18 protein-coding genes and 1 pseudogene are annotated in these 15,440 nt (G+C 68.3%); 10 read left to right on the forward strand and 9 right to left on the reverse strand.

The window, feature by feature from the left end; all coding sequences use genetic code 11:
* The first annotated feature begins 22 nt into the window (after window positions 1-22).
* The 4 genes from OG417_RS40050 to OG417_RS40065 are packed head-to-tail and all read left to right on the forward strand — an operon-like array spanning window position 23 to window position 4,591.
* Complete coding sequence (locus OG417_RS40050; protein ID WP_329240319.1) at window positions 23-1,438, forward strand: aromatic ring-hydroxylating dioxygenase subunit alpha; 1,416 nt, start codon at window positions 23-25, stop codon at window positions 1,436-1,438.
* 10 nt (window positions 1,439-1,448) lie between these two features.
* Window positions 1,449-2,885, forward strand: a complete 1,437-nt coding sequence (locus tag OG417_RS40055) for a glutamine synthetase family protein (protein ID WP_329240321.1) — start codon at window positions 1,449-1,451, stop codon at window positions 2,883-2,885.
* Between the two features lie 25 nt (window positions 2,886-2,910).
* Window positions 2,911-3,870, forward strand: coding sequence for a PDR/VanB family oxidoreductase (locus tag OG417_RS40060; protein ID WP_329240322.1), 960 nt, complete (start codon window positions 2,911-2,913; stop codon window positions 3,868-3,870).
* 25 nt (window positions 3,871-3,895) lie between these two features.
* Window positions 3,896-4,591, forward strand: coding sequence for a type 1 glutamine amidotransferase (locus OG417_RS40065; protein WP_329240324.1), 696 nt, complete (start codon window positions 3,896-3,898; stop codon window positions 4,589-4,591).
* A gap of 248 nt (window positions 4,592-4,839) precedes the next feature.
* Here the strand turns inward: OG417_RS40065 and OG417_RS40070 are convergent, their stop codons facing one another.
* The 8 genes and pseudogenes from OG417_RS40070 to OG417_RS40105 form a co-directional block, all read right to left on the reverse strand.
* Window positions 4,840-5,043 (reverse strand): hypothetical protein, encoded by a 204-nt coding sequence (locus OG417_RS40070; RefSeq protein WP_329240326.1) that lies wholly within the window; start codon window positions 5,041-5,043, stop codon window positions 4,840-4,842.
* The gene (locus tag OG417_RS40075) at window positions 5,040-5,432 is read right to left on the reverse strand and encodes a hypothetical protein (protein ID WP_329240327.1); all 393 of its coding nucleotides are present in this window, start codon (window positions 5,430-5,432) and stop codon (window positions 5,040-5,042) included. Before OG417_RS40075 ends, OG417_RS40070 begins: the two co-directional genes overlap by 4 nt.
* A 241-nt stretch (window positions 5,433-5,673) precedes the next feature.
* Window positions 5,674-6,179 (reverse strand): annotated as a pseudogene (locus OG417_RS54630) (DUF6069 family protein).
* A gap of 220 nt (window positions 6,180-6,399) precedes the next feature.
* Window positions 6,400-6,744: a hypothetical protein gene (locus OG417_RS40085; protein ID WP_329240331.1), complete on the reverse strand. Its 345-nt coding sequence runs from the start codon at window positions 6,742-6,744 to the stop codon at window positions 6,400-6,402.
* The gene (locus tag OG417_RS40090) at window positions 6,642-7,046 is read right to left on the reverse strand and encodes a sigma factor (RefSeq protein ID WP_329262953.1); all 405 of its coding nucleotides are present in this window, start codon (window positions 7,044-7,046) and stop codon (window positions 6,642-6,644) included. Before OG417_RS40090 ends, OG417_RS40085 begins: the two co-directional genes overlap by 103 nt.
* Before the next feature lie 9 nt (window positions 7,047-7,055).
* Window positions 7,056-7,214: a hypothetical protein gene (locus OG417_RS40095; RefSeq protein WP_329240333.1), complete on the reverse strand. Its 159-nt coding sequence runs from the start codon at window positions 7,212-7,214 to the stop codon at window positions 7,056-7,058.
* Window positions 7,215-8,149: 935 nt separating this feature from the next.
* Window positions 8,150-9,568: an MFS transporter gene (locus OG417_RS40100; protein WP_329240335.1), complete on the reverse strand. Its 1,419-nt coding sequence runs from the start codon at window positions 9,566-9,568 to the stop codon at window positions 8,150-8,152.
* Window positions 9,569-9,631: 63 nt separating this feature from the next.
* A complete protein-coding gene (locus OG417_RS40105; protein WP_329240337.1) occupies window positions 9,632-9,883 on the reverse strand; it encodes a heavy-metal-associated domain-containing protein in 252 nt (83 codons plus the stop codon).
* Between the two features lie 90 nt (window positions 9,884-9,973).
* Here OG417_RS40105 and OG417_RS40110 point away from each other — a divergent pair, with 90 nt between their 5' ends.
* Both OG417_RS40110 and OG417_RS40115 read left to right on the forward strand, forming a co-directional pair.
* The gene (locus tag OG417_RS40110; protein WP_329240338.1) at window positions 9,974-10,279 is read left to right on the forward strand and encodes a metal-sensitive transcriptional regulator; all 306 of its coding nucleotides are present in this window, start codon (window positions 9,974-9,976) and stop codon (window positions 10,277-10,279) included.
* Window positions 10,280-10,310: 31 nt separating this feature from the next.
* A complete protein-coding gene (locus OG417_RS40115) occupies window positions 10,311-10,691 on the forward strand; it encodes a DUF6632 domain-containing protein (protein WP_329240340.1) in 381 nt (126 codons plus the stop codon).
* A 158-nt stretch (window positions 10,692-10,849) separates the two neighbouring features.
* Here the strand turns inward: OG417_RS40115 and OG417_RS40120 are convergent, their stop codons facing one another.
* Entirely contained in the window at window positions 10,850-11,491 is a 642-nt protein-coding gene (locus OG417_RS40120; protein ID WP_329240342.1) for a phosphatase PAP2 family protein, read from the reverse strand.
* Window positions 11,492-11,641: 150 nt separating this feature from the next.
* Here OG417_RS40120 and OG417_RS40125 point away from each other — a divergent pair, with 150 nt between their 5' ends.
* From OG417_RS40125 to OG417_RS40140, 4 genes are all read left to right on the forward strand, one after another.
* Window positions 11,642-12,055, forward strand: a complete 414-nt coding sequence (locus OG417_RS40125) for a BlaI/MecI/CopY family transcriptional regulator (RefSeq protein WP_329240345.1) — start codon at window positions 11,642-11,644, stop codon at window positions 12,053-12,055.
* Between the two features lie 536 nt (window positions 12,056-12,591).
* Entirely contained in the window at window positions 12,592-13,155 is a 564-nt protein-coding gene (locus OG417_RS40130) for an RNA polymerase sigma factor (protein WP_329240346.1), read from the forward strand.
* 803 nt (window positions 13,156-13,958) lie between these two features.
* Window positions 13,959-14,327, forward strand: coding sequence for an STAS domain-containing protein (locus OG417_RS40135; RefSeq protein ID WP_329240347.1), 369 nt, complete (start codon window positions 13,959-13,961; stop codon window positions 14,325-14,327).
* A gap of 541 nt (window positions 14,328-14,868) precedes the next feature.
* Entirely contained in the window at window positions 14,869-15,405 is a 537-nt protein-coding gene (locus tag OG417_RS40140; protein WP_329240348.1) for a DUF6069 family protein, read from the forward strand.
* Window positions 15,406-15,440: the final 35 nt, after the last annotated feature.

A 15,440-nucleotide genomic window follows, 5' to 3' on the forward strand; every position in this document is an offset into this window, starting at 1 on the left:
CGAACATAAGGGAGGCGCTGTCATGCGCGCTGAGGACAACCGGAAGATCACCGAGACGGGGCCGGGCACGCCCGGTGGGAACTGGATGCGTCTGTACTGGCAACCGGTGGCCCTGTCCGAGGAACTGGAGACCGAGCGGCCCGTCGTGCCGGTCCGGGTACTCGGAGAGGACCTGGTGCTCTTCCGCAACGACGCCGGGCACCTCGGCCTGATCGACCGGCGCTGCGCCCACCGTGGCGCCGACCTCTCGCTCGGCCGGCTCGAGGACGGCGGCCTGCGGTGCTACTTCCACGGCTGGCTGTTCGGCCCCGGCGGCTCGTGCCTGGACACCCCGGCAGAACCGGACGACAGCCCGCTACGGGCCAAGGTGAAGATCGGCTCGTACCCCGTGACGGAGCGCAACGGGATTGTGTGGGCCTACATGGGGAAGGGCACCCTACCCCGCCTGCCCGCGCTGGACTGCTTCGTCGCGCCGGAGGAGTACACGTTCGCGTTCAAGGGCTACCTCGACTGCAACTGGCTGCAGGCCCTCGAAGTCGGCATCGACCCGGCCCACGCGTCGTACCTGCACCGCTTCGAGGAGGACGAGGACCCCGGCGACGGCTACGGCAAACAGTTCCGGGGCGCCTCGCTCGGCACCGACCTGCCGATGACCAAGATCCTGCGCGAGTACGGCCGGCCGGAGATCCTCAACGCCCGCACCGAGTACGGCCAGCGCATCGTCGCGCTACGCAAGCTCGACCGCGACGGCCTCGACGGGTCCTCCACCCATGTGCGGATCACCCACCAGGTGTTCCCGCACGGGATCACCATCCCACTGAGCGCGACGATGACGATCACCCAGTGGCACGTGCCGATCGACGACGTCTCCTGCTACTGGTACGCAATGTTCACCAGCCTCGACGAGCCGGTCGACAAGGAGACCATGCGCGCCCAGCGGCTCGAGGGCATCACCCTCCCCGACTACAAGCCGCTGCGGAACCGGGCGAACAACTACCGGTTCGACTTCCAGGAACAGCGGACCCAGACCTACACCGGCCTGGGAAAGGACATCAACGTCCACGACCAGATGGCCGTCGAGGGACAGGGCTACATCTACGACCGCAGCCGCGAGCACCTCAGCCGCTCCGACCGTGCGATCGTCACGTACCGCCGGATGGCGCTCAAGGCCATCGACACTGTCGCGGACGGCGGCGACCCCGAGACCCTCCTCACGGACAGCGCCGACGTGGAGAGCCGCGGACCCATCCCGCTCGACGGCATCGGTCCCACCGGAGAGTGGGAGGCGTACTGGGCGCGGTCGATCGCCGAGCTACGCAAGGCCAGCCCTTGGGCCTCCGAACTGCACGCCGCGCTCGCCACCGGCCCCGCGGGGGTTCCCGGTTCGGCCGTCGAGCCCGACCGCTCGCAACTGCCCGACGCGTACGACCGGACCTGAGGCGGGGACCGTGGGATTCATCGACGAGTTCGGCCTGTGGACCGAAGAGCAGCGGGACGCGGGCCGTGCCGTCCTGGAACGCGTCCGTGAGGAGGGCCTGCGGTCACTACGACTCTCGTTCGTCGACCAGCACGGCCTGCTGCGGGGAAAGACGATCCCGGGCGACGGTCTGCCGGCGGCGTTCCGGAGCGGGATCAGGTGCGTGTCGACGCTTCTGTCGAAGGACACCTCGGGGGCGACCGTGTTCGCGGCGTTCAACGCCGACGGCGGGCTCGGCGTGGCCGAGATGGCCGGCGCGGCCGACGTCGTCATGGTCCCGGACCCGACGACATTCCACCTGATCCCGTGGGCCGACGGGACCGCCCGGATCCTCTGCGACCTGCGTTTCCAGAACGGCGAGCAGGTGCCGTTCTGCAGCCGGAGCGTGTTCCGGAACGCGCTCGACCGGGCCGGCGCCGGCGGGTTCGGCTACCTGACCGGCCTGGAGATCGAATTCCACCTTTACCGCCGGGCGGAGCACTTTCCCAACTCCGACGGCATCGGCCGGTGTACCTACCCGACACCGGTCGAACCGATCAACCACGGCAACCAGTTGCTCGCCGAGGATCGCGCCGACGAAATCGAGCCGGCCACGCGGCGCATCCGCGAGGTGCTGGACCGGATGGGCGTCGAGCTGCGCAGTGTCGAGGTCGAGTACGGCGCCAACCAACTCGAGGTGACGCTCGACCCGGCCGTCGGGCTCGGCTCGGCCGACGCCATGGTCCTGCTGCGCAGCACGATCAAACAGGTCGCCCGCCGCAGCGGATACCACGCCACCTTCATGTGCCGGCCGCAGATCCCGGACAGCAAGTCGAGCGGGTGGCACCTGCACCAGAGCCTCCTGGACCGCGAAACCGGCCGCAACGTGTTCGCCGCGGCCGACGGCGAGGGCATGATCTCGCCACTGGGCCGCCAGTTCATCGCCGGCCAACTCGCCCACGCGAGCGCAGCGTGCGTGTTCGCCAACCCGACCATCAACGGCTACAAGCGGTTCCAGCCGTACTCGATGGCCCCCGACCGGATCGCCTGGGCCCGCGACAACCGCGGCGCCATGATCCGCCTCGTCGGATCCGCCGAGGACGGGAGCACCCACCTGGAGAACCGGGTCGGCGAGTCCGCGGCCAACCCGTATCTGTACATGGCCTCCCAGCTCCACTCCGGGCTGGAAGGCATCGATGCCGAGCTGCCCCTCGACCCGTCGGCCGACGACCCGTACACCACGGATGCGGGACACCTTCCCACGAACCTCGGCGAGGCCGTGCGCGCGCTCGAGGCCGACGCCGAGCTGACACGAGCGTTGGGCCCTCGCTTCGTCACCTACTACGCGGCGATCAAGCGGGCGGAGATCGCCCGTTTCGAGCGGACGGTCACCGACTGGGAACAGCGCGAGTACTTCGACCTCTTCTGAGAAACCACGATTGGGAGTCAGGGGTATGACGAGCGCACCCGAAAAACCGACCGTGCGCGTCACACGGGTGACTTGGGAGGCCGACGGAGTCGTCGGTCTGACCCTGTCGGCACCGCCCGGCACCGTGCTGCCCGTGTGGGAACCCGGTGCCCACATCGAGCTACGGCTGCCGTCGGGTCTGACCCGCCAGTACTCACTGTGCGGGGACCCGCGCGACCGCGACCGATACACGATCGCGGTCCGGCTTGAAGCGGAGAGCCGTGGCGGTTCTGCGGAAGTTCACGGCACGCCACTCATCGGCCGTGAGCTCACGGTGACCGCCGTCAAGAACCGTTTCCCCCTCGGTACGGCGGAGGAGTACCTGCTGATCGCGGGCGGCATCGGGATCACCCCACTGCTGCCGATGGCCGTGGCCCTGGCGGCGCGGAACGCCCGATGGTCGGCTCTGTATTGCGGACGCGGAGCGCAGACCATGGCATTCCGCGACGCCCTGGCGGCCGCGGGCGGCGACCGGGTGCGGTTCGTCGACACGGCGAACCAGCCCCGACCCGACGTCAAGGAGGCGATCCACCGGCTCGGTCCCGGCGGAGTCGTCTACTGCTGCGGCCCGAACAGCCTCCTCGACAGCGTCATCGAAGCCTGCGAAGCAGCCGGTATTCAGTGTGAAACCGAACATTTCGGCGCCGCGACTCCGCAGCCGGGCGAGGCCGAGAACGACGACGTCGTCGAGCTGGAGCTCCGCCGATCCGGTCTCAGCGTCGCGGTCGACGGCAAGACAACGCTCCTGCGGGCGATCCGAGACGCGGGTGTGGAGATCGACTCCGACTGTGAGGAAGGCTACTGCGGCACCTGCGAGACCGCGGTCCTCGACGGCGTGCCCGACCACCGCGACGTGGTGCTGTCGAAAACCGAGCGGGCCGCCGGCCGCACGATCATGCCCTGCGTCAGCCGCGCCTGCGGCAGAAGACTCGTACTCGACCTCTGAGGTGCGTACCCGAAAGGTAGGTGACATGGCGACCCGAGCGCTCGTGCTCGTCCATGATCCGGCCGAGAGCCGGCTCCACCGCATTCCCGGAGCGCTGATACCGGCGCTGGCCAGACGCGACATCGAACACGACGTGGCATCGTTCGTGGCCGGGCACGGGCCGGAGCCCGGCCTGGACGGCTACGACCTGCTCGTCGTGATGGGCGCGGGGAAGTCGGTGTACGACCAGAGCGTTCCGTGGATCGCCGACGAACTCGCCTTCGTCGGCTCGGCGGTGGAACGAGAGCTTCCGGTCCTGGGAATCTGCTTCGGCGGCCAACTGCTGGCCCAGTGCCTGAACGGGACGGTGACGCGGGCGGCACGCTCGGAGATCGGCTTCACGCTGGTCGATTCGGACGATCCCGACCTCATCCCCTGCGGGCCGTGGATGCAGTTCCACGCCGACTCCTTCACGCCTCCTCCCGCCGCCAGGGAGATCGCCCGTAACGCGGCCGGATCCCAGGCTTTCGTGGTCGGAAGGGCGCTCGGGGTCCAGTTCCATCCGGAGATCACGCTCGACAGCTTCAGCAGCTGGACCGAACGATGGACGGCCGACGGTGAGTCGCTCGGGAACCTGGACATCGACGCGCTGCGTCACGAGGTGGCGCACCACGAACGACGTAGTGTCAGCATCTGCGACCAGCTCGTCGGCGCCTTCTGCGCGCGGCACCTCGGACGCTGAGGTACCGCGGCCGGATCCGAACGGTCAGTGGCCGGTGGTCTCCCGCTCCGCGGGCACCGACTCGGCGGCCGTGTGCGTGCCGGAAATTCGGCCACCCTATGCGACCTGGGCGTATTCATGGATCAGCCCGCCGAGCCGATCTCTCCGGATGACCTTGACATCGGCGTCAACCGGGTCGGGTAACAGCCGCGGCGGGCTGGCCTGGTCTAAGGCGCGGTGGGGACGGCGAGCAGCGTTGGAGTGGTCTTCTACTCGGTGAGAACCTTGCGCAGATGCGCGGTGTTGACTATTAGCATCCGGTCCAGGATCTCGCGGCGTACGCTGCCGACCCAGCGTTCCATGATCGCGTTCATACGAGGTGCTTGAGCGGTTGTGCGCACGACCCGGATTCCTTCAGCGCGGAACACCTCATCAAACGGCGCGGTGAACTTGCTTTCCCGGTCACGAATCAAAAACTTGAACGAACCGCCCGCTCCCCCAGATCCAGCATCAAGTTCCTAGCCAGCTGGGCTACCCGGCCAGCCCTCGGATTAGCGGTGACGCCCAGGATATGCATCCGGCGGGTGGCGTGCTCAACGACCGCGAAACAGTACAGCCGGGCGAGCGTGATCGTCTCGGCATGAAAGAAATCACACGCGAGGATCCCTTCGGCCTGGGTTCGCAGGAACTCTCCCAGGCCGGCCCAGATGGTCGTAGCGCCACGAGCATCGATCCTGCTCGTCTCGAGCATCGCCAGCACGTAGTGAAAAAGGCTCACTGCCGAAGCGGCCAGATACGGCCGGTGGAGCCGGTAATACTTCCCCAGCACCGGCGCTGGGTTCAGCGGGCGCTTCTTGAGCACCGCCGGCTCAGGGACGTCGTAACCGTCGGCCGAGGAAGCGACGCGCCGTCAGGACCTGGGACGCGGTTCCGCGGACTCCTCCACGCTGGCCATCTCACCGCCATCGTCGCGATCGGCGCCGTGCTCTGAATCATCGGCACCGCCTCCGCCGCCTGCCGCAGGGTCGACGAATAGGAGGTCAACCGGGGCCACGTGAGCGCCCGCACGTCCTTGCGCCGCGCGTTGTCCGGTTGCGGGATCGTCAATCGGTCCGGGTGCGGAGGCTCCGCGCCAGGGTGGGGATCATCACCGTCGCAGGGACGAGGTGTAGCCCGAGGAGGGCGCTGGTGGTGGCGGTGTTCGCGCCGGAGAGGAGGGGCGGGACCAACGAGATCGCGGTCAGCGACACTGCCGTCCACACGAATCGCGCGGCGGGGCGAGCGCTCCAACGAAGAAGAGCGACGGCAATGACGATGCCCACGACCGAGAAGAGCCGGTCACCACGGCGAACCCGGACAACGGGACCGACTCGCCACCATCGGGCACCTCGAAGTCGACGCCGACGGCCTGGGCAAGCGCAGCGGCGAGAGTGGTGGCCACCATCGCTGCGAGCGTGGCAACGAAGCCGGTGCCGACGAGCCCGCGGAACCGGTGGGTGTGGCTGGTCTGGCCCAATGCCGGGCCTGCGACGACCCCGGTGTCATTCATGCTGTTCATGTACTTCCTCCATCGTTCGGTAACTGGCGTACGGGGTGTGTTGACCGGCATGTGACGGAACTGGCCCTGGGCGTGAGGATGTGCTGGCCGTGCGACGGCCGGGGTTCCGCAGGGCGCGGACGCCGGTGCCGCGGAGCCAGAACCCGGCGTCGAGTCCGAGGACCGGCTCGGGCTCGCCGCCGCGCAGTTCCAGCTGCACCCGCCTGCGGGTGACGACGCCGAACGGCTCACACCACTCGGCCGCGACCACCCGCGAGCGTCCGCACCGGGACTACTCCGTGCCGTCCGCCGGCAGGCGCTCCGGCAGCCCGAGCCGCGGGAACCGGTCGTCGTGGAACGTGACGATCTCGGTGATCGCCCCTGCGGTGACGCGCAGGACGTCGATCGTCAGCGGCAGGTACGCGCCCTCCCGCTTCCGCCAGAGATAGAAGGCGACGGCGGGCTGCCGGTTCACCGAGGTGAGGACGGCCCGCAGGTGCTTCAGGCCCTCGAAGCCGCTCTCGACCCAGCCGTTCACCACCGTGTCGCGCCCGACGTACAGGCCCGGCGTGGGCGGCATCGAGAAGCGGACGTCGTCCCGCAGCAGTGCGGCGAGCCCGTCGACGTCCGTGGCCACGCTGGCGTCGGTATAGCGGCGCACCAGCTCGCGCGTCCCGGCGTCCTCCTCACCACCGGTCCAGCCAGCTCGATCGTCTCCCTCGCGACCGCGACGGCCTCCGGCTCCTCCACCTCGCCCACGGCCAACTCGTCGAGCAGCCCGTCCGGATAGGGCTGCAGCCACAACACCTCACCACCGGCCGCAGGCTCCGGGCGACACCTGGCGAGCAGATCCAGGCAGGCGTTGGTGGCGATCCGGTACAGCCAGGCCCGGAACGTCGACCGCCCCTCGAAGGTCTCCCGCCGCCGCCAGGCACGCAGAAACGTCTACTACACGGTGTCCTCGGCGTCCTCGAACGACCCGAGCATCCGGTAGCAGTGCACGTGCAGCTCCCGCCGGTGCCGCTCAGCCAGCCCCGAGAACGCCGGCTCATCGACCTCGCCCAGACCGCCCACGCCCAGCTCCTCCAGCCGCGTGTCCCCACTCATCACGTCATCCTTCCGCCTCGTCATGTCCCGTCGTAGATATGACGGATGCGGGCGCGACAACTCATCACCAGGCCCGGCCGGCACCGAGCGTGCCCCGGATAGCGTGCGCTCGCCAGGCGCAGACGGCGACGTCATGGCCGCTGTAGCTGAGAGGGCAAGATCAGCGAGGGCTTCGTCTGCCAGCTCGTAGGGCTGCCGCGATCAAGCGCCAGTGTCCGTCCTCTGGCCACCCAGTCGGCGTGGCCCATCCACGACGCTGGCCTTTCCACAACTGAGAGAACGCCCTGTTCCGCCAGGACGCCAATCTCGCCGATAGCGCCTCGATGAAGTGCTCCACTGCCACGGCCGGACTGTGCGACCTGCCAGATGTCCCTTGTCGGGCACGATGTCCCTACGATCCGCGGCCCTCGGACGAGCCTCAGACTGCACCCTCTCCTGATTACCGTGCCGATTAGTTGCCCAAATCCCGTCGGGGCTGACTGGATGTGTAAGTATTTTCGCAGGTCAGCGACGGTATCGGATCCTTGATCACACTGGTCTTACAAACCAGGAGTCGCTGGTTCGAATCCAGCTGTGCCCACGTCTTGATCAGCATGCGAAATGGCGCCTGACCTGCGACTTCGAGGTGAGGCGCCGTTTGTGTGAGGTTCGGCCGTCTCTGGCTGTGACCGGCTCCCGGCGGCCATCCGCGCCCAGGATGCGGAAGGCGAACTCCCCCATGTCGGTGCGGGTGTTCGTTGCCTCGGTGCTTGCCCTGATGGGGCCGGCCAGATGACCGGCCCCATCAGGCCACGCCGAACACCGTTGCCGGCCCGAGTGCGAAGACGCTCAGCTTAAACCGGGCCGGAGGCCAGGTCGACCTGGACATCGGTGACGCCGTTCAGCCGGCCGGGGGTATTGTCGCGACGTGATACCGGTCAGGCGATCGTTGCTGGTCAGACATTGACGGTCTCCGGGTCGGGTGTCGGTGCCGACCGTGGGGTGCGAAGTGAGATCAAGCCGAGGATCGCACCGGCGAGGGCGACGACGCCGGCACCGATGAAGGCGGCCTGGAATCCGTTCGTGAGAGAGTGCGGGTCGCCGAGGTGGCTCGCTCCCTTCGAGGTCGCGATGGCGGTCATGACGGCCAGGCCTACCGCCGAGCCGATCTGGTAGGTCGTATTGACGATTCCGGAGGCCAGCCCGCCCTGCTCCGGCGGGACGGCTCCGATCGCCGCCATGGTGGCCGGGATGAAGACGAGCGCCATCCCCACCGCGGAGATCAGTGAGCCGGGTAGCACGTCGGCGAGGAAGGTACCGTGCGCGCGGACGGTGGACAGTACGCCGAGCCCGCCGGCGAGCACGACCAGGCCGGTGACGATGAGCGGCTTGGTGCCGAAGCGGGCGATGAGCCGGCCGGTCACCCCGACCATCAGGATCATCATCAGCGCGGTCATCGGAACCAGCGCGGCGCCGCTGGGGAACGCGCCGTATCCGACGACCTGTTGCAGGTAGAGGTTGAGGAAGTACCACATCGGGATCCATGCCGCACCCAGCAGCGTCATCGCCACGTTGGCTCCGGCGAGGTTGGGCGTGCGCCAGACCGACAGCGGCATGAGCGGCCGTCGTACCAGTCGCTGGATGAGCACGAACGCGGCCAGCAGGACCACCGCGCCGGCGAGCTGGAGGATCGTCGTGCTCGTGCCCCAGCCGCGCTGGGGCGCCTGCACGATCGCGTACACCGCCAGCGCCAGGCCGCCGGTGACCGCGACGGCTCCGGCCAGGTCCAGACCCGCCTTCCGGCCCGGGACGGCCGGCAGCAGGGCTGGGGTCATCAGAAGGCTCAGCAGGCCGATCGGGATGTAGATGATGAAGACGTACGGCCAGCTCAGCCACTCGGTGATGACACCGCCGAGGAAGACGCCGGCGGTCCCTCCGGCCGGTGCGGCGGCACCGTAGAAGGCCATCGCCTTCGGCAGTTCGTTCGGCTGCCCGGCGAACAGAACCATCAATAGCGTCATCGCCGCAGGCGCGATCAACGCCGCTCCGACACCTTGGACGGCCCGGCCGGTCACCTCCAGCGCGGGACCGTTCGCCGCCGCCGCGACGACCGACCCGGCGATCAACGCCAGCCATCCGATGGCGAAGACGCGGCGGGCGCCGAGCAGGTCCGACAGCCGGCCACCCAGCAGTAGCAGGCCGCCGAACGCGACGACGTAGGCGTTGAACACCCACTGCAGGCCGCCCGGACTGAAGCCCAGGGCGTGCTGCATGTCGGGCAGGGCCACCCCGATGATCGAGGTATCCATGATGACCATGAACTGGGCACCGGCGAGCACGACCAGTGCCCACCAGCGCCGAGGATCAGCAGACATCCCAATTCCCTTCCGCGGGGCGCGGCGCGCAGGCCGCGCCCCGGATGAAGACCGCCGAAACGGTCAGATCGTGGCGATCTCGTAACCGGCGCCGGTGACGGCGCTGTGAATCGCGGAGTCGGTGGCGGTGCCCGCCACCGCGATGCGTCCGGCGGCCAGGTCGACGGTGACAGCGGTGACGCCGTCGACCTGCTCGACCGCCGCGGTGACCTTTGTCGCGCACGGTTGACAGGTCATGCCCGTGACCGTGTAGGTGCGGCCCGTCGATTCGGTCGGCGCGGCCGTCGAGGCGGCGCCGGTCTCACATGTGCACATGTCTGCTCCCTTGATACGGATACCCCCTACGGGTACTTGCCAGGACGAGAAGGTAACATACCCCTAGGGGGTAGAGGTACAGTGGGAAACATGACGCCTGCCAGCACCACCGCGCCGACTCGCGGCTATACCGCAACCAAGGACCAACTGCAGACTCGGTTGCGCCGCGTCGAAGGTCAGGTCCGCGGGATCCAGAACATGGTCGACGAAGACCGCTACTGCATCGACGTGCTCACGCAGATCTCCGCCATCCAGGCGGCCCTCGACAAAGTCGCCCTCGGCCTGCTCGACGACCACGTACGCCACTGCGTCAAGGAGGCGACCGCCGAAGGGCGCAGCGACGAGATGACGACGGAGATGATGTCGGCGATCGGACGCCTCATGCGACGCGGATAGTCTCGCGGCGGCCTGCGCGGAAGGTTCGTAAATGACTCAGGAGCGGCGCCTTCGAATCGCCCTCATCGCGGTCGGGATCATCTTTGTCGCCGGCGTGTATCCGATGATCAACCTTTGGCACGCCGGTTTCCGCTGGCATCCAGGGCAACCCGAGTACGAACAGATGATCGCGGTGGTCTACGCGACACTCGGAATCTTCCTGATCCGAGCTTCCCGCGACCCGTTCGGCCACCTGTCTCTGATCTGGTTCACCGTGTGGTCCAGCCTGGCGCACGCCGCCGTCATGGCAGTGCACGCCGCAATGGACCCCAACGCCTGGACCCATCTGATCGGCGACGTCCCCGCGCTGGTGATCGTGGTGGTGGTGCTTGCCGTACTCACTCCCCGGCGAGGTCCTTCGCAAGCGCCATAGCCCGCCGGAAATCGGGGTGCTGGAGGCGGGCGCCAAGGCCGGCACCGGCGAGGCCATCCGGGCGCTGCCGGGCATGCAGGCCCGTACCGCCCGGGTGGTGCGAGGCGGCGCCGACGATGGGCCAGGTTCGGGTCGGCCGGGCCTGTCGGACCCGGGCTTCAGCGGGTGCCGGTGAGGAGCAACCGGAGCGGCGTGCGTACGAACCAGTGAATCAGGTACGCGAGAGGCCGGCGCGTCAGCGGCCAGCCGCCGAAGGTGATGAGGGCGGCCAGAGCCAGTGCGGCCAGCACGTCGTGCGGGTAGTGCTGACCGAGGTAGACGCGGGAGAAGCCTTCCAGCAGGGCCAAGACCGCTGCGATCAGGCCGAGTCTGCGGCTGGCCAGCCAGATGCCCGCGGCGAGCGCGGCGGCGAGGGCGGTGTGGTTGGAGGGGAAGGCGTAGTCGCTCGGGCCTGGACAGGGCTGCACGGTGGTCACATGGGCGATCGCCAGACAGGGGCGGCCCTCGGCGAACACCTGCTTGAGCGCCGTGGCCACGGCGACGCAGACCAGAGTGCCGACCCCTGCCCACGCGACGGCGGTGATGGCGGCCAGGTCACCACGGCGGCGGGCGTTCCACCAGGCGAGGACCAGCAGAGCGCACAGCAGGAGGACGCCGACGGTGGTGTAGGCGGTCATCAGAGGCTGAAGCCAGGGAGTGCGCTGAGCGAAGCCGGTCATGCCGCGGTACCACGTGCCGTCGATGGAAGGCCCGTTCAGGGCGAGCAGGTGATCGGCGGAAGCCGCGGCAGGCGATGTCATCGGCGGACGGTCCTTGTTCTGACAGGAGGCCCCAGGGCCTGCGGTGGTGCGGCGGGTGGCCGAGCGTGACACACTCGGACAGCACGCTTCTTCTACTCAGGTGTAGAAGTTTGCTGCGACTGTAGAGGATGAACGGACGGTGATCAAACCGTGAAGGCGGGCAGCGGCGGGACGGCCGGCGGGCGACGACCCAATGGAGCGCTTGCCTCCGAGGTCCTTACGGTGCTGCAGGAGGCGTCCGAGGCGTTGACCGCTGGGCAGGTGCTGGAGCGCCTGGGCGGTGGCCTGGCCTACACCACGGTGGTGACCACACTTTCGCGGCTTTATGACAAGCAGGTCCTGTCGCGGGTCTCGTCCGGACGGGCGTTCGCGTACGCGCCGGTCACCGACGCCTCGGGGTTGACCGCGCGCCGGATGCATCAGGTGCTGGCCTACGGTCCGGATCGCGAGCAGATGCTGACGCGTTTCGTCAGCGACCTTGCGACCAGCGATGCGACGTTGCTGCGGGCCCTGCTGGAAAACGGCGTGGAGCGTGCGCCTGAACGGCTGGAGCGGGAGGAGTAATGCGGTTCGCCGTCTACCTGCCGTTGATTGTTCCGGTGGTGGCGGGGCTGACCAGGGAACCGACCAGAGGCAGGGCAACACCTGCCCGACGAGGGGGTCCACACCGGTCATATCCGCCACGGGCGGATAGGGGGACACGCGCTTCTGCTCCGGGGCATGGTGAGCGGTACTAAAGGACCGGCCACCCTGGCCTGCGTGGCGCCGCATGTACGGCCGCGGCAGGCCGGCCCCGCTTCCCCGGCCTGCCGCGCCCGTGACCGCACGACGCCTCGATGAGGAACCCGGCGCCGTGCGGCGCCTATCACTCCTCCACCGACACCTTCAGCGCCGAGGAACTCGCCGGTGTTACCGCTACGGTGGTGGCCAGCCGATACGGCTCATCCGTACGCCAGACCGCCAAGGCCCATGCTCCGTCAGGCCATCCGCACTCGCCGGTCGGCCCAAGGAATTCCAGGCAAGTTGCCCGGAAATGACCCATCATGGCGTCGATGGGTCACGTACACGGGCTCGACCGCGCACCTCGGCTGAGCAGCGGAGTGGACACCTCACCGCCGGTCGATCTCGACCGTGCTCTGGAAGCGGCGCGGGAGGGGGACGAAGAGGCCTTCCGCACGCTGTACCGCCAGGTCCAACCCCGACTCCTGCGCTACCTTCGGACGCTGGTCGGTCAGGAAGCCGAAGACGTCGCCTCGGAAGCATGGCTGCACATCGCCAAGGACATCGGCTCTTTCAGCGGAGACATCGACCGCTTCCGAGCCTGGACGGCGACCATCGCACGCCATCGCGCCCTGGACCACCTGCGCTACCTTCAACGCCGCCCGACCGAGAACACACCACACGGCCACCTGCCGGAACGGCCCGCACCCGAGAACCCCGAGAACCAGGCGCTGGACACCCTGTCCACCCAAGCCGCCCTCAGTCTGATCGCGTGCCTGCCACGCGACCAAGCGGAGATCGTCGTGCTTCGTGTCGTGGTCGGCCTGGATGCCAAGACGGTCGCGAGAATTGTCGGTAAGCGCCCCGGAACCGTACGCACGGCGGCGCATCGCGGGCTACGCCGCCTCGAGCGTCTTCTCAACGATGTGGGGCATCCGGTATGAACGAAAGCACGCTCACGCCGCGCCACTCCGCCTCGCTCACAACGGCCGGCAACGTCGGCCGGCATCAAAGCGATCCTGCTCACACTCACGGGAGGTATCACCGCGGCGGCCGCGTCATATCGTCTCCCCGGCCCGCTGGGCTACCCGCACACCCCGAGCACCCGTACCCCGGCGACGTCTCGAACGTTCGCGACCCACGCGTCGAACTGACCGCCCTCGCATCCCCTTCCGACACGACAAGCATGGAGAACGGCCACACGGTACGGCCCATGGCCAACGGCACCCGCACCCAACGAAGAAGCCGAAGACCGATCCGAAAAAGCCCCTGCCCCACAAGCCCAAGAAGTCGGTCCCTCACCCGGCAGACCGATGAACATCGCAGAGGCTCGACAAGCCGGGCCCTGCCCATCGAGGGCTCGAAGGGCAGGGCCCGCCACCACGCGTCCAAGCAAGCCGGCAGCTCCGACCTCGCGAGCGGTCACTGGGTCGAGCCGCCGCCGCGGGACTCCCTCGCTCCCAGCCGTGGCCGACACCGGGATGGAGACTCCGTCATATGAGGATCGCGCGTTGAGGCACAGCAGTTGATAGTGCCTCAATCGATTACACCGCCAGACCGGTCGGCCACGTCACCGTACGCGGCCTCGCGCCGAATCTCGAGCCGTCCCGCGCCCCTTCACCCTGCGCCCGGTGGACTCGCCGACTCCAGCAAGCCGGTGAACATCCACGGCCGCGCCCGGCTATCGAGCTGTTACGTTCTAGGCATCATGCCGTTTGGCTCACCGCCGAGGGCTGGAGGATCCCGCATGGATTTCGACGTCACCCACCATCTGGTCGGCGAGATCGCAGTCATCGAAGTGAGCGGATGGATCGAGATAGCGTCCGCACCGAAGCTTCGCGACACTCTCATCAACGTGATCGACGAGGGCCGCGTGCACCTGGTGATCGACCTGTCCGGCGTCGTCTTCCTGGACTCCACCGGGCTGGGCGTGCTCATCGGCGCGTTGCATCGCCTGCGCTCACGCGATGGCTCCCTGGCACTGGCCGGCGCCAGCGACCGCGTGTACAAGGTGTTCCACACCACTCAGCTCACCAAGGTCCTTACGATCACCGAGACCGTCGACGACGCGATCGCCGCCATCAACTCAGGCAAGGCGGGCGGCAAGGCGCCGTGAGCAGCCGACCTCACACGTACGCACACCGCCGGAACTCCGCACTGACGGACGGCTCCGCGTAACGGTCGGCCGCTCTCCATGCAGAGCGAGGACAGCCATCGGCCGGCGTTCGCCCTCCGTCGGACGGCTCCGCTCTGTGGGTGGCCACGGAACAACGACCGGCCTGTAACGGATCTGACCCGCGTGGCGCTGTAGGTGATGTGCGGCGGTCACCCCCTGTACCGCTTCGCATCCATGCTGTCCCGGGGTTTGCCCCCGTAACCCCGGGGCGGCCTCGCCCGCAACGGGACTCGAAAATCCGAGCAGCGGCCGGCGGATCACCCCGGGGCGCCGCAATGGGCACCGCCCGATCGGCTTGCCGGACGACGCGCGGGCGCCGGCCCACAGGCTCATGAGTCGAGTTCGCCGGTGCCACTGTGCGTTTGGGCGAGAAGTGAGTTACCACCGTGTTGACGTTGCGTAACGCTTCGACGCGCTGGTGACGTTCCGAACCGATGAGAGGCCAAACCCTTTAGGCACGGCCTCGCCTGAGGAGAGAACAATGCGATCGACCGACATGTCATGGGACGAGCAGACCCGCGCCGACGCGAGCCGGCTATGGGCCGGAGGCGCGGCGACCGCGCTCGTCGCCGCAGGCGTGGCGCTCATCGGCGTCATGGTCTTGCACAAAATCCTCCACGCGCCCATCCTCAGCCCCGGCGGCCTGCGACAGGCCGCCGACTACGCCATGTTCGCCTTCCCGGTCTCGGCCGCGATCCTGACCCTGCTCGCCACCGGCCTGCTGCACCTGCTGATGTCGACCACGCCTCAAGCCTCGCAGTTCTTCACCTGGATCGCCTCACTGTTCATGGTCCTCGTCGTCCTCCAGGTGTTCCTCCACGACACCGACCTGCTCACCCAGATGGAAACCGCAGCCTTCTACCTCCTGATCGGCATCGCCATCATCACCTCGCTGCTGGGCGTCTCACGCTCCGCCGTCCGGCACCACCGCCACCAGGCCTACCGGGACGACCACGCGGACGGGTACGCGAACCCGTACGCCGACCGGTCCGGGTACCGCCAAGAGCCCTGGCGGTAAACCGGCCTTCGCGAGGGCGGCACCGCCACCGACGG

It is taken from the genome of Actinoallomurus sp. NBC_01490, assembly GCF_036227085.1.
Classification (GTDB): domain Bacteria; phylum Actinomycetota; class Actinomycetes; order Streptosporangiales; family Streptosporangiaceae; genus Actinoallomurus; species Actinoallomurus oryzae.

Bases quoted from the DNA above. Each gene is read 5' to 3' on its own strand.
- OG417_RS40050 (WP_329240319.1), top strand. From the start codon at position 23: ATGCGCGCTGAGGACAACCGGAAGATCACCGAGACGGGGCCGGGCACG.
- OG417_RS40060 (WP_329240322.1), top strand. From the start codon at position 2,911: ATGACGAGCGCACCCGAAAAACCGACCGTGCGCGTCACACGGGTGACT.
- OG417_RS40065 (WP_329240324.1), top strand. From the start codon at position 3,896: ATGGCGACCCGAGCGCTCGTGCTCGTCCATGATCCGGCCGAGAGCCGG.
- OG417_RS40095 (WP_329240333.1), bottom strand. From the start codon at position 7,214: ATGAGTGGGGACACGCGGCTGGAGGAGCTGGGCGTGGGCGGTCTGGGC.
- OG417_RS40100 (WP_329240335.1), bottom strand. From the start codon at position 9,568: ATGTCTGCTGATCCTCGGCGCTGGTGGGCACTGGTCGTGCTCGCCGGT.
- OG417_RS40105 (WP_329240337.1), bottom strand. From the start codon at position 9,883: ATGTGCACATGTGAGACCGGCGCCGCCTCGACGGCCGCGCCGACCGAA.
- OG417_RS40110 (WP_329240338.1), top strand. From the start codon at position 9,974: ATGACGCCTGCCAGCACCACCGCGCCGACTCGCGGCTATACCGCAACC.
- OG417_RS40115 (WP_329240340.1), top strand. From the start codon at position 10,311: ATGACTCAGGAGCGGCGCCTTCGAATCGCCCTCATCGCGGTCGGGATC.
- OG417_RS40120 (WP_329240342.1), bottom strand. From the start codon at position 11,491: ATGACATCGCCTGCCGCGGCTTCCGCCGATCACCTGCTCGCCCTGAAC.
- OG417_RS40135 (WP_329240347.1), top strand. From the start codon at position 13,959: ATGGATTTCGACGTCACCCACCATCTGGTCGGCGAGATCGCAGTCATC.
- OG417_RS40140 (WP_329240348.1), top strand. From the start codon at position 14,869: ATGCGATCGACCGACATGTCATGGGACGAGCAGACCCGCGCCGACGCG.